This window comes from Motilimonas sp. 1_MG-2023 (genome assembly GCF_030547455.1).
Classification (GTDB): Bacteria; Pseudomonadota; Gammaproteobacteria; order Enterobacterales; family CBDFNC01; genus Motilimonas.
On sequence record NZ_JAUOPX010000002.1, the window covers coordinates 164337 to 191030 of the forward strand.

Below are 26694 nucleotides of genomic sequence, written 5' to 3' on the forward strand. Positions count from 1 at the left end.
GACTTCCCTGCTCTCTCTTATTCTTCTTCGCCAACCAGTGTGAGTTGCGTGGCACGTTCACCCCAACAACCTTCACCATCTGGTACCAACTCTAACAAGTTAATTTGATCTTTTTTCACAGATAGAATACGACCGTGATTTTGACCCATGTAATAACCCGCTTTCACTCTATGTAACTCTCCGCCACTCACTTGTACCAGCGCCCAAAGCTCCTTATCTAATTCTATCGTGCCGCGCATAAATAAGTTATCCGCAGAAAAATATTCTAGCGGCTGCTTCTGTCTTGACAGGTTGGGTTGAGGACAGCTACTTGGCGCACCGGGATTGCCCGATGCTGTTTCTGGTTTAGGAATAGAGAATGGCTTACGTTTGGCTGCGCCAACATAAGGCTCTATCTCTATTTCTTTAATTTCTGGTATTTTGTCATTAATAGGATAACTTTTTGACTTAATATTTGCTACATAGGAATTGAGGTCTTCATCATTAGCTTGACAACCAAGCAATGAAACACCGAGAACCACTAACAGGATGCGCTTCATTTTTTCGCCTCCTTGTAAGTATAGGTCTTAGCCGTTAATTCAACATTAAGGGTTTCATTATCAATTTTTTTAATATTGATATTATCCAATATAATAATTCGCGGTAACTTAGCTATATCTGCTGAAAACTGACCAATTTGGTCATAAGTACCGATCATTTCGATGCCATAAGGCACCTCAACCGAAAACTCCCGTTCAATCTCAGCTGATGGTTTAAAACGTTTAAATTGCAGGCCATTATCGCTACCTATAAAGTTCACATTATCAAGTAAGGTGGACACCTCGCTTTTACTTGGTAGCTTTTTAACTAGCTCTGCTAGTAAACCTTCAATCTCAACCATTTGCTTACGATAAGCCTCTAGGTTAGAGGCTAGGGCTGCTTTGGCTTCAAACTGGCGTTTAATTTCGACCTCTTTATGTTGAGCTTGCTCCAAGGTTTTAAGCTGGTCGCTAAACATAAAATAATAAAAGCCACCAACGATAAGCCCCGCAATAATCACTAAAAAAATACCTTTGAATAAGGCTGGCCAACTGCCAATATTTTCAAAGTCGAGTTCATTGACATTCATTATTGAGTGCCTCCTGCTACTGGTTCCTTGGCTACTTGGCTCAACACTTCAAAGTTCATGTCAAATTTAAACAGCTTAATTGGTTTACTTTCTGCAGCATAGATACCGCCTAAAGATTCGTTACCTAAACGACTCGATTCTTCAATATTCCTAAACATACGTGAAATACGCGATTGCGACTCGCCCTTTCCACTAATAGCAATTTTAACGTCATTAAAAGATAAGCTTTCAAGAAAAACACCGTTAGGTGTAATGTCAGGCAATGAATTAAATAGGTCCGTAGGCCAGTTACGTCGCTCTTGTAATTGTTGAATCAAATTGATGCGCTTCTCTACCGCGGCTTTTTTTTCTTTGATATTTTTTATTTCTTCAATTTGTCGATCAAGTACAGATATTTCATTATTTAAAAAAGCATTACGTTGGTTTTGGGTATCAATTTCACCGTCTAAATAGATTTTACCGCCAAACATTAATGCGCCGGTGACCAAGCAGACTAAAAATAGTAAACCATAAAAATCTTTTTCTTTGCGTTTTCGCTGCTCTTCGCGCCAAGGCAATAAATTTATATTTGACATGGTGTAAAACTCCTTAAGGCAAGACCTAAGGCCATCATGTATTTAGGCCCATTCATGGCCATTAGTTTTTCATCCGCTGAATTAGCAAAGCTAAACTCTGTAAAAGGATTTGCCAAAATCAAAGGTATCTCTAATTCTGATTCTATTTGACTCACTAATTCAGGTAATAAACTACCGCCCCCCGTCAGCACTAGCTTGTCAACTTTAGAAAATCCACTTGAACTACAAAACAGCTGAACGTTACGACGTATATGCTGAATTGCAGAAGTTATAAACGGAGCCAACACATCTGAATCGTAGTCGGCAGGTAGAGTATTAGCGAGTTTATCTTTCTCTGCCTGCTCTAAGCTCATGCTGTAAAAGTTCGCAATGGCTTGAGTATAATTTTGACCGCCATAGTTTTGTACCCGCGCGTAAACCGTTTCGCCTTTGTTCATCATAGCAAACGTCATCATCGACGCACCTATGTCAATTGCAGCTACAACTTTTTCTTGCTCATCTTCCGTTAATACTAACTGGCAAGCACGACCTAAGGCATGGGACTCGATGTCCATCACTTTTGGCTCTAAGCCCGCATCTTCTAAACAAGAGGCCTTAGTAATAATAGTATCGGTACGAGCAGCGCTAATTAGAACGTCATTTCGTGAAGGGTCAGCTAGATTCTTATTTAATACTTCAAAATCAATGCTTATCTCATCAATTGGAAATGGAATAAGGTGTTCAGCCTCAAGTTCAATTTGCCCTTCCAGCTCCATTTCATTTAAATCGGCATCCATCTGAACGACACGAGTATAAACATCGGCCCCAGAGACCGCCGAGGCAGCAAATTTATATTTGGCAGGAAAGTTACGTTTGACCTGTTTGATCACCTGCGCCACTTTATCAACTTCAATAAGTTGACGTTCAGACATTGCACCTTTAGGCACATTCATTTCTGCAACACCTTCAACTTTATAGCTTTTGCCTGATTTTGACAGTGCAATAGCTTTCACAGAATGCGACCCTAAATCGATTCCGATCATAGCGTAGGTTTGCTTTTTCCTTAATCCTGATAACATAACGTCCCAGTTCTATCTTGATAACTAAGTGAAAAGTAGCGTATTTTCGCCGTTATAATAAGCGCAAATATAATATTGTTCCAATGCTTTAAATCACAAATCACTGTTTAACTGCAAGATATACAGGATATACTAGCCACTCTTTTGTGTTTTTTGTTAACTAGGTAGGAATTTTCATGTGGAAATGGTTTAAGCGACTTCTCCTTCTCACGCTATTTTTTGGGTTTGCTGGCGTCGCTGCAATTGTGGGTATGTATTATTACATCAAGCCAGAGCTCCCTGACGTAAAAACCATTACCGAGGTTCAGCTGCAAACTCCCATGAAAGTATACAGTGCAGATGGTTTACTCATTTCACAGTTTGGTGAAAAACGCCGTATCCCACTCGCTATTGAAGATATTCCTCAACAAATGATAGACGCCTTTCTCGCTACCGAAGATAGCCGCTTTTATCAGCATCCTGGCATAGATCCTATTGGTATCGTCCGAGCGGCTACCGTATATATAGCCAGTGGCCATGCCAAACAAGGCGCAAGTACCATTACTCAGCAAGTTGCACGCAACTATTTTTTAACCCGAGAAAAAACATTAATACGTAAAATTAAAGAAGTTTTCATCGCTCTTCACATTGAGCAACTACTTACAAAAGAAGAAATTTTAGCGCTGTATTTAAATAAAATATCTCTGGGCTACCGCTCTTATGGCGTTGGCGCTGCAGCACAGGTCTATTACGGTAAATCAGTGGCAGAGCTAACCTTGGCACAAACAGCTGTGATTGCCGGTTTGCCTAAAGCCCCATCTAAATTAAACCCTATCTATTCGCCAGAAAACGCACGTTCGAGGCGTGCCGTGGTATTAATGCGAATGCTAGAAGAAGGGTACATCACTCGATCTGAATATGACGAGGCTAATGCTGAACCTATTACCGCCTCTTATCATGGTGCAGAAATTGAGCTTGATGCTGCTTTTGTTGCCGAAATGGCGCGCCAAGAACTGGTGGCTATGTTTGGTGAAGATCAAGCTTACAATCAAGGCTTAAATGTTTATACGACGATAACGAAAAAGCCCCAATTAGCCGCCAATGATGCCCTGATCAACAACTTGATTAATTATGATTTGCGTCACGGCTTTCGAGGCCCTATCGAAAAACTATGGGACCAGAGTAAAGGCGAAGCCGCTTGGCCAATGCAAAAGATCTTTGAACACTTAGCTGAACAGCCTTTTTATAATGTTCTTCGCCCTGCGGTCGTCACCCAAGTAAATGAAAAAGAAATCGAAGTTCTTGTTCAAGGCGGCAAAGCTGGCACTATTAATTGGGATGGATTGAAATGGGCTCGTCGTTTTGTCAATGACAAACGTCAAGGCCCACCACCTAAACGCGCCAGCGACATCGTTAGTGCTGGCGACATGGTTTGGGTGAGAACTGAAGAGGATGAGCTAATATTATCCCAGCTTCCTGACACATCAGGCGCTTTAGTTGCGTTAAACCCTCAAGACGGGGCTATTCAAGCGTTAGTCGGGGGATTCGACTTCAAACAAAGCAAATTTAACCGTGCCACTATGGCCAAGCGCCAAGTAGGTTCAAATATCAAGCCTTTCCTTTATTCTGCCGCCTTAGAGAATGATTATACCCTTTCGACCTTAGTCAACGATTCACCAATCAATCACTGGGACGCTAGCTTGGGTAAAGCTTGGCGGCCGAAAAACTCACCAGCTGTTTACGATGGTCCAATACGAATTCGTGTTGCGTTAGCTAAATCTAAAAACGTCGTATCAGTACGTTTGATCCGCAGCGTTGGCATTGAACCTGTGATAGAACACCTCAGCAAGTTTGGCTTTCACAAAGAAGATTTACCGCCATACGAAACCTTAGCATTAGGTGCTGCAGAATTAACGCCACTTGAGGTAGCAACAGCTTACGCCATCATCGCCAACGGCGGTTTTAAAGTGTCACCTTATGTTATCGCTCGAATAGAAGATGCATACGGCAATTTAATTTATCAAGCTGCTCCTGATTTGGCATGTAGCTCCTGTGGCCCAGAAGTAGCGATAGAAGGCGGGGCAGAGCAACAAACACTAAATGAAGACCAAGGGCTAGCTACTTTTGACGAACAAATTCTGACGCTCAATGAAACTGAAGGAACGGCTAACAAATCTGAAAAAATTAACCTTACAGCCAATTCATCTGAACCTTACCAGGCCCCCACATCAAAAATGGCCAAGCGCGTGATAAGCGGAGCAAATGCATTTTTGATCCGTGAAGCCCTCAGCAGTGCAATTTGGGGTGGAACGCAAAACGGTGAACACTGGAATGGCACAGGCTGGCGCGCAGGGAGAGCCTTGAATAGACGGGATATCGCCGGTAAAACCGGTACCACCAACGAATCTCGTGACGCCTGGTTTTCCGGCATGACCCCTTACTCAGTCGCAACGGCATGGGTTGGCTTTGATAACCATAGCCGCGTGCTTGGCTATGCCTCTTACAATGCCAATTTAGGCAACCAACAAGTCACTGGTGGCGAGTTTGGCGGGCGTACAGCGATGCCAGCTTGGATAAGTTACATGGCAACGTTTTTAGAAGACCACCCCGAGCAAAAGAAACGCGTACCGCAAGATATTGTAACAAAAACTATTGATCTAGAAACAGGATTACTCAGTCGTTCAGGAGGCACGAATACTCGTAGGGAATATTTTGAAAAAGGGACCGAGCCAACCCGTTACGTACCTGAAAATCAAAATGATATTTTCACTAATCCCGATGAAGAAAGCGAATTGTTCTAATATCACTTAGTTCAAGATTAGAAAGCGCAGTCCTACTGCGCTTTTTTATTTATTTTTTGTTTAATAAGCTTACCTAGTTCATTAAAACAAGGTCTTCTGACACTGTTTTTACGATATAGAAGTACGATTTCACGAGCGGGTTTCGGGTCAAAGAATGGTATATAAAACAGTCCATCTTTGCTGCGACCTTTAGGCACAGCCAAGCGTGGCAATAACGTGATACCAATACCGGAGCTCACCATATGTCTTAACGTTTCCAAACTCGTCGCTTTAAACGTTGAATCTTCATCTGCCCCTGCGGCAAAACAAAAACCCATTGCTTGATCGCGCAAACAATGCCCATCTTCAAGCATCAGCACCCGCTCACCTTTTAAGTCAGCAATATCAACCTGCTCAGCGTCTTGCCATTTATGCCCCGCAGGCACAACCAACTCTAATGACTCTTGATACAAGCTAATATGGCCATAGCCTTCCATATCCGGCAGCAAGGCAAGGATAAGACAATCAAGCTCTCCTTCCTCAAGTTGACGCAACAATACATGGGTTTGATTTTCATACAAGTAGACATCTAAATCTGGAAATGCCTGACGCATTGGCGGCACAATCGCGGGTAACAAATAGGGCGCCACCGTCGGGATTAATCCCACATGAAGCGGCCCATTCATGGGCTCACTATAAGAGCGTGCCGCTTCTTTAATTTGTTTTACTTCCAGTAGTACTTTACGCGCTTTAGCTGCAATATCTAACCCCGCTTGAGTGAATAAAACCTTACGCGACGAACGCTCCATTAGTAGCACGCCCAACTCATCTTCGAGCTTGCGAATTTGCCCGCTCAGCGTTGGCTGACTAACAAAACACTTCTCTGCCGCTTTACGAAAATGCTTCAACTCCTCCAATGCAACCAGATACTCTAAATCTCTAATATTCATTTCACCCACTCCAAGCGCCAGACATTGACGAGTTTATCGTTAAAAAACCCACCGACCTCGCATAAATTGCCAATTCATCAGTGTACACATACCCGAATCTCTTTATAAATATTTATTTAGTGGGTAACATGCTGCCATATTATTTTTTTTATAAAAACGTGACCATCACGTTTTAACACATTGAGGGAGAAGATGATGTGTTGGCGTAAATTAGCTATTTTAACATCTGCAATACTTTTAAGTGCCTGTGGCGGCGGTGGCAGCACCGATCTAAGTGGTGGCGGTAGTGATGGTGGAACAACTCCAAGTACAGAGCCTAGTCCAGGGCCTAGCACGGAGCCAACCGTATCGCCATCAGATGCTCCAAGTAACAAAGTTACTCTTACTATCCCAGGGGAAGTGTTAGAGTTAGATAGAAAAAACAATACCATTCCTTTTCCATATACGTTGGACTTAATTCCTTCTTTTGATGCGAAATATAGTATGGAAATTACTGGCACCGCAGTCATGGGGGAAGATTACGATATTGATCCTAAACAAGAACTCATATTTTCTGCCGGGTCTAAAACTGCCACACTTAATTTAACCACTTACCAATCTTCCCAGCCAAGAGGCGGTCGCACCCTAAAAATCCGTTTCTCTAACGACGAAGGTCAAGAAGCGACCCAAACCTTCATCATATCTGGCGATGTACGTCTTAATGACACCGGCATGGCCAGCTATTCTGATGAAACAGATTACAACCTGCCTACTGAACCAGCCTCACACCCAGGACAAGATGCAAGCCGCGGTTTTGACGTCGTAAACGTCGATGATGCCAAGGCTGATGCGCCTTACTATAAAGATGGCTCAGAGCGTAGCGCTGGTAACCCTTATTACTTAGGGCAAGCAGGCTTTAGATACAGCAAAATGAACTTTGCTGGAAAAGAACTTAATGCAAATGCGACAGATTGGCGCTGCGTAAAAGACGAAATAACGGGTATGGTTTGGGAGCGTAGAGCCGCAGTAAATAACTTATCAGTTGTCCCCGACCCTAATGATCCAACAAAGCAAACTGTAATTTCTGCAACACCAGATAATTTCCATGCATCTAATTTCAAGTATGCTTGGCTTAACAGTGATGCTAACCAAAATGGCGGTTTTCCAGGCTGGAAAATGGGAGATATCAATGGCGGCGCGCTTAAAAATGAGGAAGGATATCAACCTGCGAGTTTAAGCTGTGCATACGAAAGGCGCCCCAGAGACTTTGAGTTATATTGTTCAACTGAGCAATATATTGAGGAAGCTAATTTTCAAGGCGTTTGCGGTTTTAAAGATTGGACGCTACCCACTGTTGAACAACTAAGAAGTATCTTCAATTACGGTAATGCTGGTGTCAATGCCCATGTCCTAGACCCAACATTTTTTGACTGTGCATCTAATGACTGTGTTACCACCTCTGGTGATGCCACTTATTGGACATCGACTACGTCAGCGGAACAACCTGCTAGCGCGCTTTGTTTTGATATTTCAAGTGGCGCTCTTCAAATATGTAGTAAGCAGGAAGCACATAAAATGTTACTAGTCAGGCGAGATGACAAATCACTGGTCAATAACAACCCAACACCTAGCGCTGAACCAACGCCGGCACCTTAATAGGAGGAGTAAAACAGATGAAATATTTAATTAATACCTTCCTGCTTGCAGGTGTAACAGCAATAAGCGCCTCATCTTTTGCAGCGGACACTTACTGTAATAGCAGCATCAAAAAAGACTATGTGCCGGCGCATTTTGTTTCATTGAATAATGGCACAATCAAAGATACGCGCACCGGGTTAGTTTGGTCTTTATGCAGCGTTGGTCAAACATGGACTTTAGATCAAAACGGTAGAGAAATCTGCAAGAACGCCCCCACGTCTTTCCCAACATGGAAGAACGCGCTGGATGCTGTGGTAGCTGAAAATGCCAATCCAACTTGGACGGTTAATGATTGGCGCATGCCCAATATCAAAGAGCTAGACTCGATTGTAGATAGAAGTTGCTACAACCCATCAATTAATCAAGATATATTCCCTAATACTTATCCTGTTAATTACTATTCAAGCACGCCATATAAAGGCTCTGATGATAGTGTTGCCGGTAGTAATTATGACCATATCACATCACGCATAATTAGTTTTAGAACGGGACTAGAAAATCCAATTCGTCCAGAAGGACAGACTCGTGAATCATACTCACTTAGACTAGTTCGCTGCGGAGAGTGGCCAGTTACCGACGCCTGTAAAGCTAAATAAAACGTCAAAGCCCTTCAACCGAAGGGCTTTTTTAATACGGGGTAAAGAAATCCCCCTCGTTACATACAGATTTACAATACTTAAAGCATATAATTTTCAGGCAATTCAATCTGCGCCACACCCGACGCCACAGCAGCTTCTGCTACCGCTCTTGCGACCTTAGGTAACAACCTCGCATCCATCGGCTTAGGGATAATATATTCGCGGCCAAAGCTCAATTCAGAAACACCACTGGCGTCCAATACCGCTTGCGGCACTGGCTCTTTGGCTAGCTCGCGAATAGCATGGACGGCGGCAACTTTCATTTCATCGGTGATGGCTTTAGCACGCACATCCAATGCACCACGGAAAATGAAAGGAAAGCACAGCACGTTATTCACTTGGTTAGGAAAGTCACTGCGACCTGTTGCCATAATTAAATCATCACGTACGCTGTGGGCTAGCTCAGGTTTAATTTCAGGATCAGGGTTTGAACAAGCAAAGATCACCGGGTTAGGCGCCATTAATGCCACCGCCTCAGCAGGTAGCACATCTGGACCCGATACACCCACAAACACATCAGCATCCGCAATCACGTCTTCTAAGGTGCGTTTATCTGTGTTATTAGCAAATAGTTTTTTATATTCGTTGAGATCTTCACGGCGAGTGTGGATCACGCCTTTACGATCAAGCATGTAGATTTTTTCGCGCACCGCGCCGCATTTAATCAGTAATTCCATACAAGCTATCGCAGCCGCGCCGGCGCCCATACACACTATGGTCGATTCCGAAATATCTTTGCCTTGAATTTCAAGCGCGTTAATCATCCCCGCCGCAGTTACAATTGCCGTGCCATGTTGGTCGTCATGAAATACTGGGATACTGCAACGTTGGATCAGCGCTTTTTCAATCTCAAAACACTCAGGTGCTTTAATATCTTCTAAATTGATACCACCAAAGGTGTCAGCAATATTAGCAACGGTATTCACAAACTCTTCTGCGGTGCGATGCTTCACTTCAATATCTATCGAGTCGATACCGGCAAAGCGCTTAAACAATAGCGCCTTACCTTCCATTACTGGTTTAGAAGCTAAGGGGCCTAAATTGCCTAAGCCCAAAATAGCACTGCCGTTAGTGATTACCGCCACTAAATTGCCCTTGCCGGTATAGCGATAAACCTCATCTGGGTTCATGGCAATTTCTTTTACCGGCTCAGCCACACCTGGGCTATAAGCCAGTGCGAGGTCTTTTGCTGTTTCAGCGGGCTTAGTTAATTCAATACTGATTTTGCCTGGTGTTGGCAAAGCGTGGTAATCAAGAGCTTGCTGGCGCGCATCTGTCATGATGATAGGTCCAATATCCTATTTTTAAAAAATAAAGAGTTTGATGAAGAAAGTGTGATGATAGTCAAGTATTGACCCAATTCCCAGCAAAAACAATGCCGAGTGAAGCAAACGCTAAAATAGTGAACAATTGTTAAAAAATAATCGAGCCAAATAAATTTTGGCCATAAAAAAAGGCGCCATCGGCGCCTTTAATCAAACTTTTTGCAGGCTTATTTTTTGCCAAGTACTGCAAAACGTTTTTTGAACTTGTCAACACGGCCACCAGTATCAACAACACGTTGAGTACCAGTGTAGAATGGGTGACATGCACCACACACGTCTAGTGTTAGATCTTTACCAACTGTAGATTTAGTTTTGATCACGTTGCCGCAAGAACAAGTTGCAGAAATTTCTTTGTATTCTGGGTGGATACCAGCTTTCATAGGGATAACCTCTTTAGGCCGTGTCGCCATCTGATCTATTTTTCAGATACCACACGTTATGGATAAAGTGCATTTAGTGCACGCGAATTTTAGGGGGCGAATAATAATCCATCAGTTACACACGAGCAAGCATTGCTTTGCGATATTTACACTCTTATTTTATCCCGCTTACCGTTACACTAAGCCTTTATGTTGTTCAGGCTGGTTAATCATGATTTGTACTATTGCCTTACCCGTTCCACTGCGTCGCAGCTTTGACTATTTACTGCCAGAAGGCCAACAAACCCAAACAGGCTGTCGAGTTAAAGTGCCGTTTCGCAGTGGCGACAAAATAGGCTTAATCATTGACGTTAAGACCACCAGCGAGTTTGATTTAAACAAGCTCAAAGCGGTGAGTGGGATTTTGGATGATGCGCCAATCATCACGCCGCAATTATTGCAATTATTTCAATGGGCCAGTGCTTACTATCATCACCCCATTGGCGACGTTATTGCTCAAGCTATCCCTACCTTATTAAAGCAAGGCGAGCCCGATAGCCTTAAACCGTTATCGGCATGGCAACTCACGGCTGCAGGAGAGAAGGCAAAACAACAAGACTTTAGCCGCAGCCCAAAGCAATTAGCCGCATGGGCCTTGCTTAAGGGTAAACCTCTTACCAGCGCAGAGCTCACCGCAGCAGACGTCACGTCCGCCACGCTCAATGCATTAGCGAAGAAGAACTTTGCCGAGAAAATCACTCAACAACCGCAGTATCAAAATAACTGGCCTGAGCAATTTGCCCTGCAGCAACAAAAACCTGAACTCAATACCGAACAAGCCATCGCCGTGGCCGCCATCAATAATAAATCGGCATTTGGCTGCTATTTGTTAGAAGGAGTCACCGGCAGTGGTAAAACCGAGGTTTACCTTAACCTAATAGAGCATGTGCTTAAACAAGGCAAACAAGCATTAGTGCTGGTGCCTGAGATAGGGCTGACACCACAAACGGTTTCACGTTTTAAAGCGCGCTTTAATGTGCCCATTTTTATGGTGCATTCCGAGCTGACCGATCGCGAGCGCCTTGATACTTGGCTTCACGGCCGCGCCGGTAGTGCCGCCATTGTGATTGGTACTCGTAGCGCCATTTTTACCCCCATGCTGAAACCCGGCATTATCATTATTGATGAAGAGCATGATACCTCGTTTAAACAACAAGATTTTTTTCGTTACCACGCTCGCGACTTAGCGGTGATGCGCGCCATGCGCGAACAAATTCCCATCGTGCTCGGCTCTGCTACCCCTTCCCTTGAGAGCTTAAACAACGCCTTAAGCAATAAATATCATCACCTGAGCTTAAAAGAGCGGGCGGGTAATGCCCAGCATGCCCGGCATTATTTACAGGATATTAAAAACGTACGATTAAATTCCGGCCTATCGCCGCAATTGATTGAGTTAATGCATAAGCATCTCAAACAAGGCAATCAAGTGATGCTGTTTTTAAATCGTCGCGGCTACGCCCCTGCCCTGCTATGCCATGAATGTGGTTGGCTGGCAAAATGTCAGCGCTGCGATGCTTTTTACACTTGGCATCAAAGTGATAATGCAATGATTTGTCACCACTGCAATAGCCATCGCCCAGTGCCGCACCAATGTGAAGATTGCGGCTCAACGCAATTACTTGGCGCAGGCGTTGGCACCGAGCAACTTGAAGAAACCTTAGCGGAAGTATTTAGCCAATATAAAGCGGTGCGAATTGATCGTGATAGCACCAGACGCAAAGGCAGTTTAGAAAACTACCTCGATGGCATTCAAAGTGGCGAATATCAGATTCTCATCGGCACGCAGATGTTAGCCAAGGGCCATCACTTTCCTGATGTTACCCTAGTCGGTATTTTAGACGTGGATAGCTCGCTGTTTAGCTCTGATTTTCGCGCCGCAGAAAAACTCGCGCAATTATTCACTCAAGTGGCAGGACGAGCGGGTCGCGCCAGTAAACCCGGCCAAGTAGTCTTGCAAAGCCACCATCCCGATCATTATTTACTGCAAGATCTAGTGAATAATGGCTATCAAGACTTTGCTCGCAGCGCCCTTTCCGAGCGTCAAGATGCACTCTTACCGCCCTTTTCATTTCAAGCTTTGTTTCGCGCCGAAGCGACTTACGCCAATATGCCGGAAACATTCTTACAACAAGTGAAGCAAATATTTAGTGGCTATACCGAGCAGTATAAGCAAATAGAATTAATCGGCCCAATGCCAGCAATCATGGAGCGTCGCGCTGGCAAATATCGCTTTCAACTGTTAATTCAAGCGCCCAATCGCGCCTTAATCGCCGGCCTGCTCAGCTCATGTATGGAGCAAGTTGAGAAATTAAAATCGGGCATTAAAGTGCGCTGGTCATTAGATATCGACCCCACTGATTTTATTTAGTTCGTTAGGCGAGGTTATCGGCGTGCTAAGCCCATTTCCGTTCTGGTTTTCATGGCCGAGACACGTTAAAATCTGACTCTCAATTTTTAATAGTCTCAGATATATCGGCGGTCATACTGAATGAAAGTGCAACTTCAACAACTACTCGAGCAAACAGTCGCATCCTTAAAGCAACAAGGCATAATCCCTGCAGATGCACAGCCACGCGTTCAAGTAGACCGAACCAAAGATAAATCTCACGGTGATTTGGCCACTAACCTGGCCATGATGTTGTCAAAATCGGCAGGGAAAAACCCACGTGAACTGGCGCAACTGATTATTGATAATTTACCTGAGTCTAGCTTAGTGACTAAAGTCGACATCGCTGGCCCGGGTTTTATCAACTTTTTTCTTAATCCGCTATGGCTGGTTGAACAAGTTGAAGCTGCGTTAATCGACCCACGTTTAGGCATCGAGCCAATAGCTGATCCCCAAACCATCGTGGTCGATTATTCATCGCCCAACCTCGCCAAAGAGATGCACGTAGGTCATTTGCGTTCATCGATCATTGGCGATGCCGTAACGCGCACTTTAGAATTCCAAGGCCATAAGCTAGTACGCCAAAACCACGTTGGCGACTGGGGCACACAATTTGGCATGTTGCTAGCCTACATGGAAGAGCTACAAGCCAAAGGCCAAGAGATTAATTCAAACCTATCTAATTTAGAGGTGTTTTACCGCGCCGCCAAGCAACGTTTTGATGAATCAGAAGCATTCGCTACCCGTGCACGTAACTTAGTGGTTGAGCTGCAAAGCGGTGATGAGCACTGTAACCAGCTTTGGCGCGAGTTTAACGAGGTCAGCCTGTCACACTGTCAAGAAACGTACGACCGTTTAGGTGTAAGCCTAACCCGCGCAGATGTACGTGGTGAAAGTGCTTACAATGACGACCTTAACCAAGTAGTCGCCGATTTAGACCAAGCTGGCTTATTAAAAGAAGACCAAGGCGCCAAATGTGTGTTCCTTGACGAATTCAAAAATAAAGACGGTGATCCGCTACCAGTCATCATTCAAAAGAAAGATGGCGGCTTTTTATATGCCACCACCGATTTAGCCGCGATGCGCTACCGTCAGCGCGAACTCAATGCTGACCGTGTATTGTACTTTGTTGATGCGCGCCAAGGCTTACACTTCCAACAAGTCTTTACCGTCGCGCGTAACGCCGGTTTTGTAAAACCAGCAACCAGCTTAGAGCATATGCCATTTGGTACTGTTATGGGCGAAGACGGCAAGCCGTTTAAAACTCGTTCGGGCACAGTAGCGAAACTGGCTGATTTGCTGACCGAAGCGCAAAACCGTGCTTACGATTTGGTGAAGTCGAAAAACCCAGACATGGCTGAACAAGATCTGCGTAATATTGCTGACGTAGTGGGGATCGCCTCGGTGAAATACGCCGATCTATCCAAAAATCGCACCAGTGATTACATGTTCAGCTTTGACCAAATGCTTAGCTTTGAAGGTAACACTGCCCCTTACTTGCTATACGCTTACACCCGTGTTGCTAGTGTGTTTGAAAAAGCAGAGGTGAACGCAAGTGAACTAACTGGCAGTGTCCTATTAGAGCACGAAAAAGAGCTCGATCTAGCCAGTAAGCTGGCGCAGTTTAATGAGGTGATCACTAGCGTTGCACGTTTAGGTTACCCGCATTTACTGTGTAACTACCTATACGAACTCGCAGGTTTATTCTCAAGTTTCTACGAAGCGTGTCCAATCCTGAAAGCAGAAACTGAAGCACAAAAGCAAAGCCGTTTGAAATTGGCTTGGCTAACTGCAAGAACGTTAAAACAAGGTTTAAGTTTATTAGGCATTAACACGCTGGAGCGTATGTAATGGCAAGGGACTACGTGCGCAATCAACCGCAAAAACGGAAAACTAACGCTAAGCGTAGTCCCGCAAAATCGGCGCCAACGAGCCGCTTGCCTATCGTGGCAATCGTTATCGCTGTAATCGCTTTATCAGGTTTTGGCTACTTTCTTTATACTATTAGTGGCTCGGCTGATAATGCAGAGATAATAGAAGTGATTGCAACGCCAGCTCCAAAAGCAAAAACACCAGCTGAAAAACCGCTACCAGAAAAACCCAAAGAAAAATGGGATTACATCGAACAACTAGAAAATAAAGAAGTAGAGGTTGATGTGCCCGCCGATCCGCCACCAGCTATTCCTTATCAAATGCAATGTGGCTCATTTAGATCCCTCAACCAAGCCGAATCATTGAAAGCACAAATTGCTTTTCAAGGTTTAGAAAGTCGAGTGCGGAAATCAGAAGGCAGCAGCGGTACCTGGTATAAAGTTGTTTTAGGACCCTATGAACGCAAACGCTTAGCGCAAACCGACTCTCATAAGCTTACCCGGGCCAAAATTCGCAACTGTCAAATTTGGCAATGGCAAGGGCCCCTGCCAAAATAACCCCAACAAACCTCACCTTGTGTGAGGTTTAGTTTTTTTAGCCCGAAAAACAGCCATCGTGCTTGAAAAGCGTGATCCTCTCCCCCATCTTAGTTTTATCTTGCAAGTTAACTTGCGCTTGAATACTGATGAGGTATCCCGTGACTACGATAGTTTCAGTTCGCCGTGGTAATAAAGTTGTAATAGGTGGCGATGGCCAAGTATCCCTTGGTAATACCGTAATGAAAGGCAACGCACGTAAAGTTCACCGTTTATATAATGGCCAAGTACTGGCTGGCTTCGCCGGTGGCACTGCAGATGCATTCACGCTTTTAGAACGTTTTGAAGCCAAACTACAAGCCCACCAAGGTCATTTAGAGCGCGCCGCGGTAGAGCTAGCCAAAGACTGGCGCACCGACCGCATGCTGCGTAAGTTAGAAGCCCTACTAGCCGTAGCCGATAAAGACAAATCCTATATCATTACCGGTAATGGCGACGTGGTGCAGCCTGAGCATGACCTAATTGCGATTGGCTCGGGCGGCGCATTCGCACAATCAGCGGCCCTTGCTTTATTAGAAAATACCGAGTTAGATGCTGATGTGATTGTAGAAAAAGCCCTTACTATTGCTGGTAACATCTGCGTCTTCACTAATACTAACCAGACCGTTGAAGTGCTGGATTACTAACCCATTTTGTCAGCTCTCTGACACCTAGACAGGATTAATATTATGTCTGAAATGACCCCAAGAGAAATTGTGAGTGAGCTAGACGCTCATATTATTGGTCAAGATAAAGCTAAGCGCGCCGTTTCTATCGCTCTTCGTAATCGCTGGCGTCGTATGCAATTAGACGCGGATATCCGCCAAGAAGTTACACCAAAGAATATTTTAATGATCGGCCCCACCGGTGTGGGTAAAACCGAGATTGCTCGTCGCTTGGCTAAATTAGCAAACGCTCCCTTTATAAAGGTTGAAGCCACTAAGTTCACCGAAGTGGGCTATGTAGGTAAAGAAGTTGAAACCATTATTCGCGACTTAGCCGATGTGGCACTCAAGATCACTCGCGAACAAGAAATGGAAAAAGTAAAATTTCGCGCGCAAGAGCAAGCTGAAGAGCGCGTGCTAGATGCCTTGCTGCCGCCCGCTAAAACCACGTGGGATGAAACTGACAAGAAGGCCGAAGATAGCCATGCACGCCAAGTATTCCGTAAAAAATTACGCGAAGGCCAACTGGACGATAAAGAAATTGAAATTGATGTGACCGCGCCACAAGTGGGTGTTGAGATCATGGCACCTCCTGGCATGGAAGAAATGACCAATCAGCTACAAGGCATGTTCCAAAACCTATCAGGCAATAACACCACTAAAAAGCGTAAGCTTAAAGTGAAAGAAGCATTAAAAGCGCTAGTGGAAGAAGAAGCCGCTAAGCTGATTAATCCTGAAGAACTAAAAGAAAAGGCGATTTATGCCGCCGAGAATAACGGCATTGTGTTTATCGACGAGATCGACAAAATTTGTAAGCGCGGTGAAAGCTCTGGCCCAGATGTATCACGTGAAGGTGTGCAGCGCGATTTATTACCATTAGTGGAAGGCTCAACAGTAAGCACTAAACACGGTATGATCCGCACCGACCACATTCTGTTTATTGCTTCTGGGGCTTTCCAAGTGGCTAAACCGTCTGATTTAATTCCTGAGCTACAAGGCCGACTACCGATTCGTGTTGAGTTAGAGGCTTTGAAAGCAAATGACTTTGTCCGCATTTTAACTGAGCCTCATGCCTCACTAACCGCGCAATATGTTGCATTAATGGCAACGGAGGGGGTAAAAGTAGAGTTCACCGAAGAAGGTATTCACCACATTGCTGATGCCGCTTGGCGCGTTAATGAAAAAACCGAAAACATCGGCGCTCGTCGCTTACATACTGTAATGGAACGCTTAATGGAAAGTTTATCGTATGAAGCTTCAGAGCGTGATGGTGACAGTATCGTAATCGATAAAGATTACGTATTTAATGCTCTAGACGATCTAGTTGAAAACGAAGACTTAAGTCGCTTTATTCTCTAACTAACAACCATAACAAATAAGGCTGCTTTGCCGCCTTATTTGTTAACCCCAACTCAGTTTAAGCCGCCCACAGCATATTATTTCATTTATCTAGAATCTGGGGTATTCAGCATTAACACAGCCCCTACTTCAACAGCGCCTTGACATAACGAATTGGAATCGCGTAAGAAATACCACTCGGGTTAGTGATCGCCGCCTCCCGCGAACCTTGAATAAACACTTTGTTAATCACACCGATCACCTGCCCCGTATCCGTATTATATACAGGGCTGCCACTGTTGCCAGGATAGGCCGTCGCGTCCAATTGAAACACCTGATAGGGCTTGCGCAGCTGCTTCAGCATTTGTGGCGTTAATTGCGCGCTGCTAATTTGTGGCGTTGCTATCGGGGTAATAGCTGAAATAATCCCAGTATGTGTCGCTGCATATAGCCCTAATACTGCCCCAATGGGATAGCCAGTAAACGCTATGCTCTGTCCTTCTTGTATTGCTTTATCATTACCTAAACGTAATGGCGTTAGCTTGATCCCCTCAATTTTAAGCACCGCTAAATCATGAACTCGATCTGAGGCAATGACCTTAGCATCATAAACTTTAGGTTGACTGCCCTTGCCAACAAAAATAACCAGTTGTTCACGCTTAGTTGGATTGAGATCGCTCGGGACGACATGATAGTTGGTCACCACTAGAGATCCGTCACCGACAACAAATCCTGTACCACTAAACACCGAACGCGGACTACCAGTAGGATGATAGCTACCGACAGCCACAATAGAAGGTTTAATTTTGGCAATGGTAGTGACAAGACCTGCCCAAGAAAACGCACTATAGCAAGCTAAAACCAAAGCCAAAAGTAGCCTACCATTGATAAAAATGTTCATCCTAATAACCCGCTTACCCAACATAATAGACTAAGTTTAGTTGATTGCCCTGAGCAAGAATTGAAATTTACTCCATACTTTTATCATGCAGTATCAGGAGTATTATGCACATGGAACAACCAAAGCTACGCGATCAACATTATCTTGTGCCTATCTTTGCCGGTGGCGGTACACGCTTGCCCGCTCATATCGGGATACTTCAAGCATTAACCGATCTTAATGTGCGCTTTGATCATCTCGTCGGAGTATCGGGTGGCAGTATTATCAGCTCACTCTACGCCAGTGGCCTTTCACTAACAGCAATCAAGAAAATTGCTCTTGAAACCGACTTTGAACAATTTAAAGGTTTTTCTATTCTTAGTTTGCTGAGAAATGGTGGCCTTTGTTCTGGCGACAAGTTTGAGGCTTGGTTAGATGAAAAGCTGCAAGGAAAATGCTTTAAAGATCTGCCGATCAAGCTGCATGTGGTCGCAACCGATGTTCGCTCGGGCACACCTGTGGTATTTGATGCCATTAATACGCCGAATGAAAAGGTGTCTCGTGCAGTTAGGTTCTCGATGTCTATTCCACTGATATTTGCTTTTAAACCTTATGAAAACCACCTAATGGTCGATGGCAGTATTTTGTCTGAAGATGCCCTACATCAAGATTGGGATGACAATGGCACGCCTGTGATTTGCTTTCGATTGCGCGGCGATGGTGATAACCAACCAATTAATACCAATAAAATTTTCCCATTGGCATCCTATATCTCACTCTTGATACGCACCTTTATGACCACCATTTCGCGCGAGTATGTGAATGAAAAGTTTTGGCATCGCACTATAGTAGTCAACACGGGTAATACTTCTCCGGTCGACTTTCGTATGTCGATGGAAGATAAAACCAAACTTTATGCTATTGGCTATGAAACTGCGCTCAGTGTCGTACCGATAAAAGTTTGGCAAGAAGCAGGAAAACTAAACCATGGCCTTGATTCAAATAATATTCCCTACACCATTTAAGGTAAAACAATAATCATAATTGCACTTGGTTCAGCCATCATACAGGCTTACCGTGTTGAAATATTTGTATTTACAGAAATGAATTTTGGAGCAATAAATGAAATTACGTCTAGTAAGCCTCTCTGTCGCAGGACTGCTATTAACGGCATGCGCTAATACCCAAGCCACGAAAGTAACCACCGCTGATGTAGTGAATAAGCAATGGCAACTAGTCAGTGTTGACAATCAAGCGGTTACTCCAATGGGGAATAAGTTGCCGAAAATCCATATTGATAGCACCCTCAAAGCAACTGGCGTGGCGGGCTGTAACAACTTCTTTGGTCAGGCCCAATGGCAAGACGGTCAATTACGTATTGAAAAAATGGGCATGACGATGATGATGTGTCCACCACCACTGGATGAGATAGAGCAAGACATAACAGCAACACTCAGCGATTGGAGTGCTGTAACATTAGATAAAAATACACTTATTTTACAAGGCGCAGAGCACACCCTTGTTTATCAGCAAGCAGAATAACCCATGTTTCGACCTGCAGGCTCAAGGTTTGGCAAACCTAGCCTGCTTGGCTTCTCGCCATCGCAATCAAACGATTTAACATACGACGTAATAACAAAGGCACCGACTCAGGGCCATTTAACTCAACAACTTCTGCTATCGCTAGCGCCAAACGAGGCTTAGAAGAGCGCCCTATCGCTTTATCTATCACTTTGGTGATGCCCAATTTATCCAGATCACTGGCTTTTAATTTGGCTTGACGTAAATAAACGTCACTAAAGCCATTATTAAATAGGAAGTGCTCAATGTCTTTGTCCGGTAAAAAGGTCAGCCGTTCACGGAGCCCTTCTTGCTCCAATAAAGCCTTTGCCTGGCTACTGTATTTTTTACCCGCATCATCACCATCGGTTAACAAATGCCATTCAATACCAAAATCTTTTGCCACCTTAATTAATGGCGCTAAACCGCACTGTGCAAATTCAACAATGCGCACACCTTCAGCAGCAAAGCTATAGCCACAAACACGCGCAAGCTCAGTCAGCAACCATAACTCTGTTTCCCCCTCAACGAGCAGCCAGCAACGTGCTAACAAACTAGCCGGGCGATTAATACGGACGTGAAAAGCAATGCGTCGAAAATCATCACTGAGAAAGTGATTTTCATTAAGAATATAAACATGTGTTTTATCAACATTACGCACTAATCGCACAATATCATTGAGCTTAAACGTACCGAGCAAATCAGATGAATTAGTAGTAACCAACTTTTGCACCGGTAATTGCTCAAGAAAAGCCCAACTGGTCAGTAAGTTAATAGGATGAAGGCGGGCTTCTGGATCTTCCAATAACAAAATTGGGCTGCTACCTCGGCGCAATAAACTAGGGCCTCGGGCACGTAAAAAAGCCCCTAACATCACCAGTAGTGCAGCCCGATTGTGCTTACCCGCGGTCACCTTTAATAACTCACTAAAATCATCTATAGCGCGAAAAGAGATCGGTTTAAGTCCCATTTCCCGCACTTTTCTCGGCTGAGTGGGGCGCTCCGCATACGTAAAACGTGGCGTAAGATAATGCTCAAATAGAAAACGAGTCGCCATCACGGCTTGCTTTAATTCACGTTCGGGCAATTGTTGCGAAGAGGAGTGTAACCTTAGTACTGTTTTTTCAATCATCATTTCTGACTGAACCCGCTCTGAAGTTTCAGGTAAATCTACCATCCAAGGCTGTAGACTGGATTCTTGACTGATGCGCAGCACGGGGTAAAACGACATGAGCTGTTTAGCGAGCTCATTCACATTATCAAGGGGTAAAATTTCACCTTGGCTATTCAGAAAATTTCGCTGGGTTGAAACTTGATTGTCGGGATCGAGTATCCCTTCAATCTGATAATAAATACGTTTCTTATATTTCCCCCCCCCAATCCAAAGAGGAGCGATTGAACGAAAACGAGCCCGTTGATGCTGACCAATGCAAGTTTCTTCAAAGGTAAGGACAATGGTAATTTGCCGGCTAAGAAACTCCGTTTCAGGAGAAATATGAAAATCTTCTAAGTGAAACTTGTATAAGCGCTGGGCGCTGTTTAAAAGTAAACTTAAAACATCCAATAAACTGGATTTACCCCATGCATTCTCGCCAATTAACACGCGGGTTTGTGACAAGTCGAGCGACAGACGTGCAATCCCTCTGAAACCAACAATTTCAATATGTTTGAGCAAGCGCACCTCAATTCAGTATTTTATATGTTTCTTATAGCTGAAAATGCCCTCGACCGTAACACTTTAAATCAGAATCTGCGATACGAAAGACTTAAGGTCGCTCGATACCATATTGATTAACCAATGAAATCAGCTTAGTACTTTGAACTTTACCTGGTAAAGCAACTTTAGCTCCCGCTTGCATCACTTGGACTGCCTCATTGACCCCTTGACATTCAGTAACCACCACGTTGATATTATGTTTCAATCCCTGATTTTTTCTTAATAGATCGATGATGGATTTACCGCCTAAGTGATAAGTTGATAGCAACATAGACAACTGAGCATTTTGTTCGTCTAGTAGAAAGTCGTCTGCCGTTTTATAATGTCTAATCTGTATTTTTGATTGCTCTAACCAATGGGAGAATTCATCAGGCAGATGCTGGTAACCAAGCAAACCTAGATTCATGGTTGATATCGAAACTTCATTATTAAGTGATGCAGGTATTTTAACGAGGGGAGCTGGTTCAAAAAATTAGGGATAACCCATACCACAATAGGATCATTAACTTGAAAAAATACTATAGAGACAGCGTGTTAGCTAAGAAACTTATTGTTGGCACCGTACTTTGTAGTTCGATTATCACGCTATTACTCACCAGCTTTCATCTTTATACTCAGTATGCTCGCGATATAGATCAGCTTAGCCAGTCAGAAAAAATCATTCAAAACTCACTGCTTAATAGCTTAAGTGAAAGTGTGTGGGACTACGATAATAAGCTTATTCAGCTGCAGTTAGAGGGCGTGCTTAGCCAGCCTTATATTGAGCAGACCTATTTAGAATTAAAGGACGGTCAAACTTTTCATTCTGGCTCTTTAGAGCATGATTGGACCAAGACATACGTATTCCCGATTATTCATGAACAAAAGGGCAAGCGACGCGAACTGGGTACCCTTACAGTAACAGCAGACTTACACAGTATTTATCAGCAATTAATTAACTCTGCGGCTCTGACATTATTGTTTAATGCGATTAAGACATTTGGCGTGGTGATGTTTATGTTGTTTCTGATTGAACGTTTAATCGGTAGGCATTTACTCCGTATTGTTTCAAGTTTAGATAAGATAGACCCTGAACAATCACTGACCAGTATAGAGCTAGGTCGTCCAACAAAGCATCTTCCAGACGACATGGATAAATTAGCCGAAGCCATTAATGCGATGCAACAAAGGATCCATGACGCACACCATGCCCGCTTGATAGCCAGCCAAGAAAAGGCGGAACTACAAGAAAAAATTATCAATCAAAATCAACAACTCGCACAGCTAGATCGCGTATTTACTATGGGCGAAATGGCGACTTCTCTCGCCCATGAACTCAACCAACCCCTCGCCAGCATTACTGGCTTTGCAGATATTTGTAAACGCTTAGTCAGCCAAGACAAAATAAACCATGAAATGGTTGAGAAAACATTGGAAAAGGTATCCAGTGAAGCCATTAGAGCATCAGAGATCATTAGGCGAACAAGAGAATTTGTACGTGATAGAACCCCTCAACGAGGTTGCTATAACATTTGCCCATTGGTTCTGGAGTCTATTGCCATGCTGCAAGACATGGCGAGCAAAAATCAAGTTCAGGTAAGCTATCAACCCATAACCGAATCAGCCCAAGTTGAAGTCGACAAAGTGCAACTTGAACAAGTACTTATTAACTTGATTCGTAATGCTATTGAAGCCCTAAGCCAGCAAACAGATGGCCATATTATTATCAGCCAAGAGGTTAAAGAAAATATGGCGTTGCTTCACATTGCTGATAACGGCCCAGGACTTGCTGACAAAGTCATGCAAAACTTATTCAAACCATTTATAAGTACCAAAGAGAGCGGCATGGGTGTAGGTTTATCTATTTGCCACAGTATTATTGAAGCTCATGGCGGTCAGATAACGGTAACGAGTAAGCCCAATCAAGGTGCTTGCTTCACTATTCAACTACCCACAAGCCAAAACAAGGAAATTTCACTCTAATGAGCCAAGATTGCCCAATTATATATATCATCGATGATGATGAATCGATTAGAGAGATGCTTGAAATGATGGTCGCCAGTGTCGGTCATGAATATAAAAGCTTCGCCACTGGCGCTGAGTTTCTGGAACAGTTTGAAGAGCGACATGGTTGTATCTTATTAGATATACGCATGCCAGGCATGTCTGGCATGGTAGTGCAAGAAAAGCTTAATGAGCTTAATGCGATGCTGCCCATTATTTTCATCACCGGACACGGTGATATCGCTATGGCCGTGGAGGCAATGCAGAATGGTGCATTTGATTTCATGGAAAAGCCATTCCGTGAATTTGAGCTCCTAGAAAAAATCACCAAAGCCATTGCTCAAGACAAAGAGCAACGCATAGATTTAACTAAGCGACATGAGATCCAAGAGCGTATCGAATCACTCACAAAACGCGAGCGAGAGATCATGCAATTAGTCGCACAAGGACATGCGAATAAAGTGATAGCTATCGATTTAAATATTGCCCAAGGAACGGTGGAAATTCATCGCTCGCGCATCATGAGTAAAATGAAAGCTCGAAGCTTAGCACAGTTAATGCGGATGTTAATGGCCGCCGGCGAATTGCAAGATGATGAATAATGCCTAGCTCAATTACTAGTCAGCAATATTACATAGGTCTTATGTCTGGTACCAGTTTGGATGGACTTGATATCTGCATCGTTGATTTTAGCGACCAAAAGGTGAACTCCCTTTATGGCAAAACCTTTCCTATTCCCACCTGGATGAAAGAAGATATTTTAGGAATATGCCAAGGGCAATCATTAACCTTGGCGCAACTTGGCCAGCTTGACCATAAAATCGGTCTGTTTCACGGTAATTGCGTCAATCAAGCTCTACAAGAAGCCGGGTTGTCCTCAAATGACATTAAAGCCATTGGCAGCCACGGCCAGACCGTTTATCACCAACCAGACTCTGAACATCCATTTACCATGCAAATTGGTGATGCTAACCTGATCGCGGCAATAACAGATGTAGTCACGGTAGCAGACTTTAGACGAATGGATATGGCCTATGGTGGCCAAGGTGCGCCACTAGTGCCCGCCTTTCATCAAGCATTATTTAGTCACCCTAAGCAAGGGCGAATAGTGCTTAATATTGGCGGCATTGCTAATCTGACGGTTTTACTCCCAAACGAACCGACTCTTGGCTACGATACAGGCCCCGGTAATATGCTACTAAATGCCTGGATATCAACACAACTTAAGCAAGAATATGACAGTGGTGGGGATTGGGCCGCATCTGGGAATATCATACCGGAATTACTTGATACATTTTTAGCTGAACCCTATTTCAATATTGAACCACCTAAGAGCACGGGCCGAGAGTTGTTTAATCTAGCTTGGTTAAAGTTACAGCTAAAGCCTGAATATAGAAGTGAGGATATTCAGCAAACATTATTAATGCTAACTGCGCACTCAGTGGCAGAACAAGTTAAACGTTTTGAAAAAGCAAAAGAGCTATTGATATGTGGTGGTGGAGTACATAACACCGCTCTCATCAACACCTTGAAGACATTGTTACCTGAGCATGTAGTTCACTCAACTCAAGCAGTTAATATTGACCCAGACTTTGTCGAAGCAATTGCTTTTGCATGGCTAGCGAAACAAAGAATTGAAGGTAAGCCAGGAAATCTCCCCATAGTCACAGGCGCACAAAAAAAAGTGTGCTTAGGAGCAGTTTATCAGCCTTAACCATCTTTAATGGTTAATCCTTTGCCTTTGGTTATCAACCAAATAACGATGTGTAGAATAAATAACCCTCCTCCTGCCACAGCAAAAAATGTGGCAGCAATGGCTTCAACAGAACGTTTGTCATCAAGCCATAGCCAAGTCGCGAAACTTAACAAAAATATCAACGCAGTTTGTACCATACAGGCATGACATCGGCCTAACTTCTTTAAAAACCAGTCATTACAACGCTGACAACTCATAAGAAAAACTTTATCCTATTATTGAATTAATTATTTTCAAGGAAAGAATCAAGGCATGAAATTGAATCACAACCTATGGATATTACTCGCCTGCTTAAGTGGCGGCGCCCAAGCTGAGAAAGTTTATACTTGGGTTGATGATAATGGTGTAGCTCATTTTTCTCAAGATAAGCCAAAGAATGTTGACGCCAAGCAAGTCAAGTTTGTCGCGCCACCGCCGGTGAAAGATTTACCACCAATAACAAACTCGAAAAATAACTCAACAGCTACAACTATTATTTCAGATAATAAGTCCAATAATTTAATTTCAGGAAACTGGATTACTGGGACAGAATCAATTAGAAAATCAACATTGATCCTTAAACCAAATAAACAATTTAGCTACCAATCCCTAAATGACCCTAAAAATGCCGTCGATCTTATTGGTACTTGGCATTACGAAGAAGGCTTTTTGCAATTAAAGGTTAACAAGAAAGTGATCACGCGACGTGGAAAAAAATCTGAAAGCTATAACAATCGAGATATCGATGCCCAGGTTCTTCAACTAGACAATAATAAGATGAATATTATTATTGAAGATGAACATTTACACCTATCACGCTTCTAAAAAATCATCCAACTAACGATAAACCACTTTCGAGAGGTTTTTTGTTTGATGTGAGTTTTTTCTTCAAACGTAAAAAAGCCCGACTCTTTCGAATCGGGCTTCTACTGCTCACTATGAGCTTATTTGGCGCTTGGCGGTGTCCTACTCTCACATGGGGAAACCCCACACTACCATCGGCGCTGCTGCGTTTCACTTCTGAGTTCGGCATGGATTCAGGTGGTTCCACAGCGCTATTGCCGCCAAGCATAAATTGTAATCTGGAAAGCGATAGGTTGTTCTTCAGCAAATCTGTTTTACTTTGTTCACAAGTATTCTTGTTGCTTTGTACTTTCGTACTTATCTGGCACAACACCGCTTAGGTGTTGTATGGTTAAGCCTCACGGGTCATTAGTACAGGTTAGCTCAATGCCTTACAGCACTTACACACCCTGCCTATCAACGTTGTAGTCTCCAACGGCCCTTTAGGACCCTCAAGGGGTCAGTGAGAACTCATCTTGATGCTCGCTTCCCGCTTAGATGCTTTCAGCGGTTATCGATTCCGAACTTAGCTACCGGGCAATGCTATTGGCATGACAACCCGAACACCAGCGGTTCGTCCACTCCGGTCCTCTCGTACTAGGAGCAGCCCATCTCAATTCTCAAACGCCCA

Annotated in this window: 25 protein-coding genes and 2 rRNA genes; 14 read left to right on the forward strand and 13 right to left on the reverse strand. The window is 43.7% G+C overall.

Annotated elements, in window-relative coordinates:
- Positions 1–17: 17 nt before the first annotated feature.
- Genes Q4519_RS01900 through Q4519_RS01915 form a run of 4 tightly spaced genes read right to left on the reverse strand, consistent with a single transcriptional unit; the run spans position 18 to position 2741 of the window.
- The gene (locus tag Q4519_RS01900; RefSeq protein ID WP_303508890.1) at positions 18–539 is read right to left on the reverse strand and encodes a pilus assembly protein PilP; all 522 of its coding nucleotides are present in this window, start codon (positions 537–539) and stop codon (positions 18–20) included.
- The gene (locus Q4519_RS01905) at positions 536–1108 is read right to left on the reverse strand and encodes a type 4a pilus biogenesis protein PilO (RefSeq protein ID WP_303508893.1); all 573 of its coding nucleotides are present in this window, start codon (positions 1106–1108) and stop codon (positions 536–538) included. The genes Q4519_RS01900 and Q4519_RS01905 overlap by 4 nt, the downstream gene beginning before the upstream one ends.
- The gene (locus tag Q4519_RS01910) at positions 1108–1683 is read right to left on the reverse strand and encodes a PilN domain-containing protein (RefSeq protein WP_303508895.1); all 576 of its coding nucleotides are present in this window, start codon (positions 1681–1683) and stop codon (positions 1108–1110) included. The genes Q4519_RS01905 and Q4519_RS01910 overlap by 1 nt, the downstream gene beginning before the upstream one ends.
- Complete coding sequence (locus Q4519_RS01915; protein ID WP_238481378.1) at positions 1671–2741, reverse strand: pilus assembly protein PilM; 1071 nt, start codon at positions 2739–2741, stop codon at positions 1671–1673. Before Q4519_RS01915 ends, Q4519_RS01910 begins: the two co-directional genes overlap by 13 nt.
- Before the next feature lie 176 nt (positions 2742–2917).
- Here Q4519_RS01915 and Q4519_RS01920 point away from each other — a divergent pair, with 176 nt between their 5' ends.
- Positions 2918–5521, forward strand: a complete 2604-nt coding sequence (locus tag Q4519_RS01920; protein WP_303508904.1) for a penicillin-binding protein 1A — start codon at positions 2918–2920, stop codon at positions 5519–5521.
- 32 nt (positions 5522–5553) lie between these two features.
- Here the strand turns inward: Q4519_RS01920 and oxyR are convergent, their stop codons facing one another.
- Positions 5554–6450: a DNA-binding transcriptional regulator OxyR gene (gene oxyR / locus Q4519_RS01925; RefSeq protein ID WP_232801519.1), complete on the reverse strand. Its 897-nt coding sequence runs from the start codon at positions 6448–6450 to the stop codon at positions 5554–5556.
- A 195-nt stretch (positions 6451–6645) separates the two neighbouring features.
- Between oxyR and Q4519_RS01930 the strand changes: the two genes are divergently transcribed.
- Together Q4519_RS01930 and Q4519_RS01935 are read left to right on the forward strand one after the other, a co-directional pair.
- On the forward strand, positions 6646–8085 hold the full coding sequence (locus tag Q4519_RS01930) for a DUF1566 domain-containing protein (RefSeq protein WP_303508911.1): 1440 nt from the start codon (positions 6646–6648) through the stop codon (positions 8083–8085).
- Positions 8086–8102: 17 nt separating this feature from the next.
- Positions 8103–8723 carry a DUF1566 domain-containing protein gene (locus Q4519_RS01935; RefSeq protein WP_303508914.1) on the forward strand — a complete coding sequence of 207 codons (621 nt, stop codon included), beginning with the start codon at positions 8103–8105 and terminating at the stop codon, positions 8721–8723.
- Positions 8724–8803: 80 nt separating this feature from the next.
- Here Q4519_RS01935 and Q4519_RS01940 read toward each other — a convergent pair whose 3' ends face one another.
- Both Q4519_RS01940 and rpmE read right to left on the reverse strand, forming a co-directional pair.
- Positions 8804–10045, reverse strand: a complete 1242-nt coding sequence (locus Q4519_RS01940; RefSeq protein WP_233052501.1) for a malic enzyme-like NAD(P)-binding protein — start codon at positions 10043–10045, stop codon at positions 8804–8806.
- A 212-nt stretch (positions 10046–10257) separates the two neighbouring features.
- Entirely contained in the window at positions 10258–10470 is a 213-nt protein-coding gene (gene rpmE / locus Q4519_RS01945) for a 50S ribosomal protein L31 (protein WP_232801523.1), read from the reverse strand.
- Between the two features lie 211 nt (positions 10471–10681).
- On the opposite strand from rpmE, the gene priA reads away from it, so the two are divergent.
- The 5 genes from priA to hslU all read left to right on the forward strand — a co-directional run bounded on the left by priA (position 10682) and on the right by hslU (position 17366).
- Entirely contained in the window at positions 10682–12877 is a 2196-nt protein-coding gene (gene priA, locus Q4519_RS01950) for a primosomal protein N' (protein WP_303508919.1), read from the forward strand.
- A 120-nt stretch (positions 12878–12997) separates the two neighbouring features.
- Positions 12998–14746, forward strand: a complete 1749-nt coding sequence (argS, locus tag Q4519_RS01955) for an arginine--tRNA ligase (protein WP_303508921.1) — start codon at positions 12998–13000, stop codon at positions 14744–14746.
- On the forward strand, positions 14746–15324 hold the full coding sequence (locus Q4519_RS01960; protein WP_232801526.1) for an SPOR domain-containing protein: 579 nt from the start codon (positions 14746–14748) through the stop codon (positions 15322–15324). Before argS ends, Q4519_RS01960 begins: the two co-directional genes overlap by 1 nt.
- Positions 15325–15464: 140 nt before the next feature.
- Positions 15465–15989 carry an ATP-dependent protease subunit HslV gene (gene hslV, locus Q4519_RS01965; RefSeq protein ID WP_232801527.1) on the forward strand — a complete coding sequence of 175 codons (525 nt, stop codon included), beginning with the start codon at positions 15465–15467 and terminating at the stop codon, positions 15987–15989.
- A gap of 42 nt (positions 15990–16031) precedes the next feature.
- Positions 16032–17366: an HslU--HslV peptidase ATPase subunit gene (hslU, locus tag Q4519_RS01970; RefSeq protein ID WP_232801528.1), complete on the forward strand. Its 1335-nt coding sequence runs from the start codon at positions 16032–16034 to the stop codon at positions 17364–17366.
- 124 nt (positions 17367–17490) lie between these two features.
- On the opposite strand, the gene Q4519_RS01975 is transcribed toward hslU, so the two are convergent.
- The gene (locus Q4519_RS01975; RefSeq protein WP_303508926.1) at positions 17491–18246 is read right to left on the reverse strand and encodes a S1C family serine protease; all 756 of its coding nucleotides are present in this window, start codon (positions 18244–18246) and stop codon (positions 17491–17493) included.
- A 110-nt stretch (positions 18247–18356) separates the two neighbouring features.
- On the opposite strand from Q4519_RS01975, the gene Q4519_RS01980 reads away from it, so the two are divergent.
- Both Q4519_RS01980 and Q4519_RS01985 read left to right on the forward strand, forming a co-directional pair.
- Positions 18357–19250 carry a patatin-like phospholipase family protein gene (locus tag Q4519_RS01980; protein ID WP_232801530.1) on the forward strand — a complete coding sequence of 298 codons (894 nt, stop codon included), beginning with the start codon at positions 18357–18359 and terminating at the stop codon, positions 19248–19250.
- A gap of 97 nt (positions 19251–19347) precedes the next feature.
- Entirely contained in the window at positions 19348–19767 is a 420-nt protein-coding gene (locus tag Q4519_RS01985) for an META domain-containing protein (protein WP_303508929.1), read from the forward strand.
- A gap of 37 nt (positions 19768–19804) precedes the next feature.
- On the opposite strand, the gene Q4519_RS01990 is transcribed toward Q4519_RS01985, so the two are convergent.
- On the reverse strand, positions 19805–21460 hold the full coding sequence (locus Q4519_RS01990) for a DUF2813 domain-containing protein (RefSeq protein WP_303508931.1): 1656 nt from the start codon (positions 21458–21460) through the stop codon (positions 19805–19807).
- Between the two features lie 91 nt (positions 21461–21551).
- A complete protein-coding gene (locus Q4519_RS01995; protein ID WP_232801533.1) occupies positions 21552–21908 on the reverse strand; it encodes a hypothetical protein in 357 nt (118 codons plus the stop codon).
- A gap of 101 nt (positions 21909–22009) precedes the next feature.
- On the opposite strand from Q4519_RS01995, the gene Q4519_RS02000 reads away from it, so the two are divergent.
- The 3 genes from Q4519_RS02000 to Q4519_RS02010 are packed head-to-tail and all read left to right on the forward strand — an operon-like array spanning position 22010 to position 25199.
- The gene (locus Q4519_RS02000; protein WP_303508934.1) at positions 22010–23464 is read left to right on the forward strand and encodes an ATP-binding protein; all 1455 of its coding nucleotides are present in this window, start codon (positions 22010–22012) and stop codon (positions 23462–23464) included.
- Positions 23464–24087 (forward strand): response regulator transcription factor, encoded by a 624-nt coding sequence (locus tag Q4519_RS02005; RefSeq protein ID WP_232801535.1) that lies wholly within the window; start codon positions 23464–23466, stop codon positions 24085–24087. The genes Q4519_RS02000 and Q4519_RS02005 overlap by 1 nt, the downstream gene beginning before the upstream one ends.
- Entirely contained in the window at positions 24087–25199 is a 1113-nt protein-coding gene (locus Q4519_RS02010) for an anhydro-N-acetylmuramic acid kinase (RefSeq protein ID WP_303508937.1), read from the forward strand. Before Q4519_RS02005 ends, Q4519_RS02010 begins: the two co-directional genes overlap by 1 nt.
- Here the strand turns inward: Q4519_RS02010 and Q4519_RS02015 are convergent.
- Entirely contained in the window at positions 25196–25438 is a 243-nt protein-coding gene (locus tag Q4519_RS02015; protein ID WP_232801537.1) for a DUF3624 domain-containing protein, read from the reverse strand. The genes Q4519_RS02010 and Q4519_RS02015 overlap by 4 nt on opposite strands.
- A gap of 55 nt (positions 25439–25493) precedes the next feature.
- On the opposite strand from Q4519_RS02015, the gene Q4519_RS02020 reads away from it, so the two are divergent.
- Positions 25494–26045 (forward strand): DUF4124 domain-containing protein, encoded by a 552-nt coding sequence (locus tag Q4519_RS02020; RefSeq protein WP_232801538.1) that lies wholly within the window; start codon positions 25494–25496, stop codon positions 26043–26045.
- A 128-nt stretch (positions 26046–26173) separates the two neighbouring features.
- Here the strand turns inward: Q4519_RS02020 and rrf are convergent.
- Positions 26174–26289 (reverse strand): 5S ribosomal RNA (rrf, locus tag Q4519_RS02025).
- A 122-nt stretch (positions 26290–26411) separates the two neighbouring features.
- A 23S ribosomal RNA gene (locus Q4519_RS02030) occupies positions 26412–26694 on the reverse strand; the annotation flags it as partial.

Coding starts and splice junctions, on each gene's coding strand:
- Q4519_RS01975 (WP_303508926.1), bottom strand. CDS start 18,246: ATGAACATTTTTATCAATGGTAGGCTACTTTTGGCTTTGGTTTTAGCT.
- Q4519_RS01940 (WP_233052501.1), bottom strand. CDS start 10,045: ATGACAGATGCGCGCCAGCAAGCTCTTGATTACCACGCTTTGCCAACA.
- Q4519_RS01915 (WP_238481378.1), bottom strand. CDS start 2,741: ATGTTATCAGGATTAAGGAAAAAGCAAACCTACGCTATGATCGGAATC.
- Q4519_RS01900 (WP_303508890.1), bottom strand. CDS start 539: ATGAAGCGCATCCTGTTAGTGGTTCTCGGTGTTTCATTGCTTGGTTGT.
- Q4519_RS02010 (WP_303508937.1), top strand. CDS start 24,087: ATGCCTAGCTCAATTACTAGTCAGCAATATTACATAGGTCTTATGTCT.
- Q4519_RS01985 (WP_303508929.1), top strand. CDS start 19,348: ATGAAATTACGTCTAGTAAGCCTCTCTGTCGCAGGACTGCTATTAACG.
- Q4519_RS01995 (WP_232801533.1), bottom strand. CDS start 21,908: ATGAATCTAGGTTTGCTTGGTTACCAGCATCTGCCTGATGAATTCTCC.
- Q4519_RS02020 (WP_232801538.1), top strand. CDS start 25,494: ATGAAATTGAATCACAACCTATGGATATTACTCGCCTGCTTAAGTGGC.
- argS (WP_303508921.1), top strand. CDS start 12,998: ATGAAAGTGCAACTTCAACAACTACTCGAGCAAACAGTCGCATCCTTA.
- rpmE (WP_232801523.1), bottom strand. CDS start 10,470: ATGAAAGCTGGTATCCACCCAGAATACAAAGAAATTTCTGCAACTTGT.
- Q4519_RS01930 (WP_303508911.1), top strand. CDS start 6,646: ATGTGTTGGCGTAAATTAGCTATTTTAACATCTGCAATACTTTTAAGT.
- oxyR (WP_232801519.1), bottom strand. CDS start 6,450: ATGAATATTAGAGATTTAGAGTATCTGGTTGCATTGGAGGAGTTGAAG.
- Q4519_RS02015 (WP_232801537.1), bottom strand. CDS start 25,438: ATGAGTTGTCAGCGTTGTAATGACTGGTTTTTAAAGAAGTTAGGCCGA.
- Q4519_RS01935 (WP_303508914.1), top strand. CDS start 8,103: ATGAAATATTTAATTAATACCTTCCTGCTTGCAGGTGTAACAGCAATA.
- Q4519_RS01905 (WP_303508893.1), bottom strand. CDS start 1,108: ATGAATGTCAATGAACTCGACTTTGAAAATATTGGCAGTTGGCCAGCC.
- Q4519_RS01980 (WP_232801530.1), top strand. CDS start 18,357: ATGGAACAACCAAAGCTACGCGATCAACATTATCTTGTGCCTATCTTT.
- Q4519_RS01920 (WP_303508904.1), top strand. CDS start 2,918: ATGTGGAAATGGTTTAAGCGACTTCTCCTTCTCACGCTATTTTTTGGG.
- hslU (WP_232801528.1), top strand. CDS start 16,032: ATGTCTGAAATGACCCCAAGAGAAATTGTGAGTGAGCTAGACGCTCAT.
- Q4519_RS01960 (WP_232801526.1), top strand. CDS start 14,746: ATGGCAAGGGACTACGTGCGCAATCAACCGCAAAAACGGAAAACTAAC.
- Q4519_RS01910 (WP_303508895.1), bottom strand. CDS start 1,683: ATGTCAAATATAAATTTATTGCCTTGGCGCGAAGAGCAGCGAAAACGC.
- priA (WP_303508919.1), top strand. CDS start 10,682: ATGATTTGTACTATTGCCTTACCCGTTCCACTGCGTCGCAGCTTTGAC.
- Q4519_RS02005 (WP_232801535.1), top strand. CDS start 23,464: ATGAGCCAAGATTGCCCAATTATATATATCATCGATGATGATGAATCG.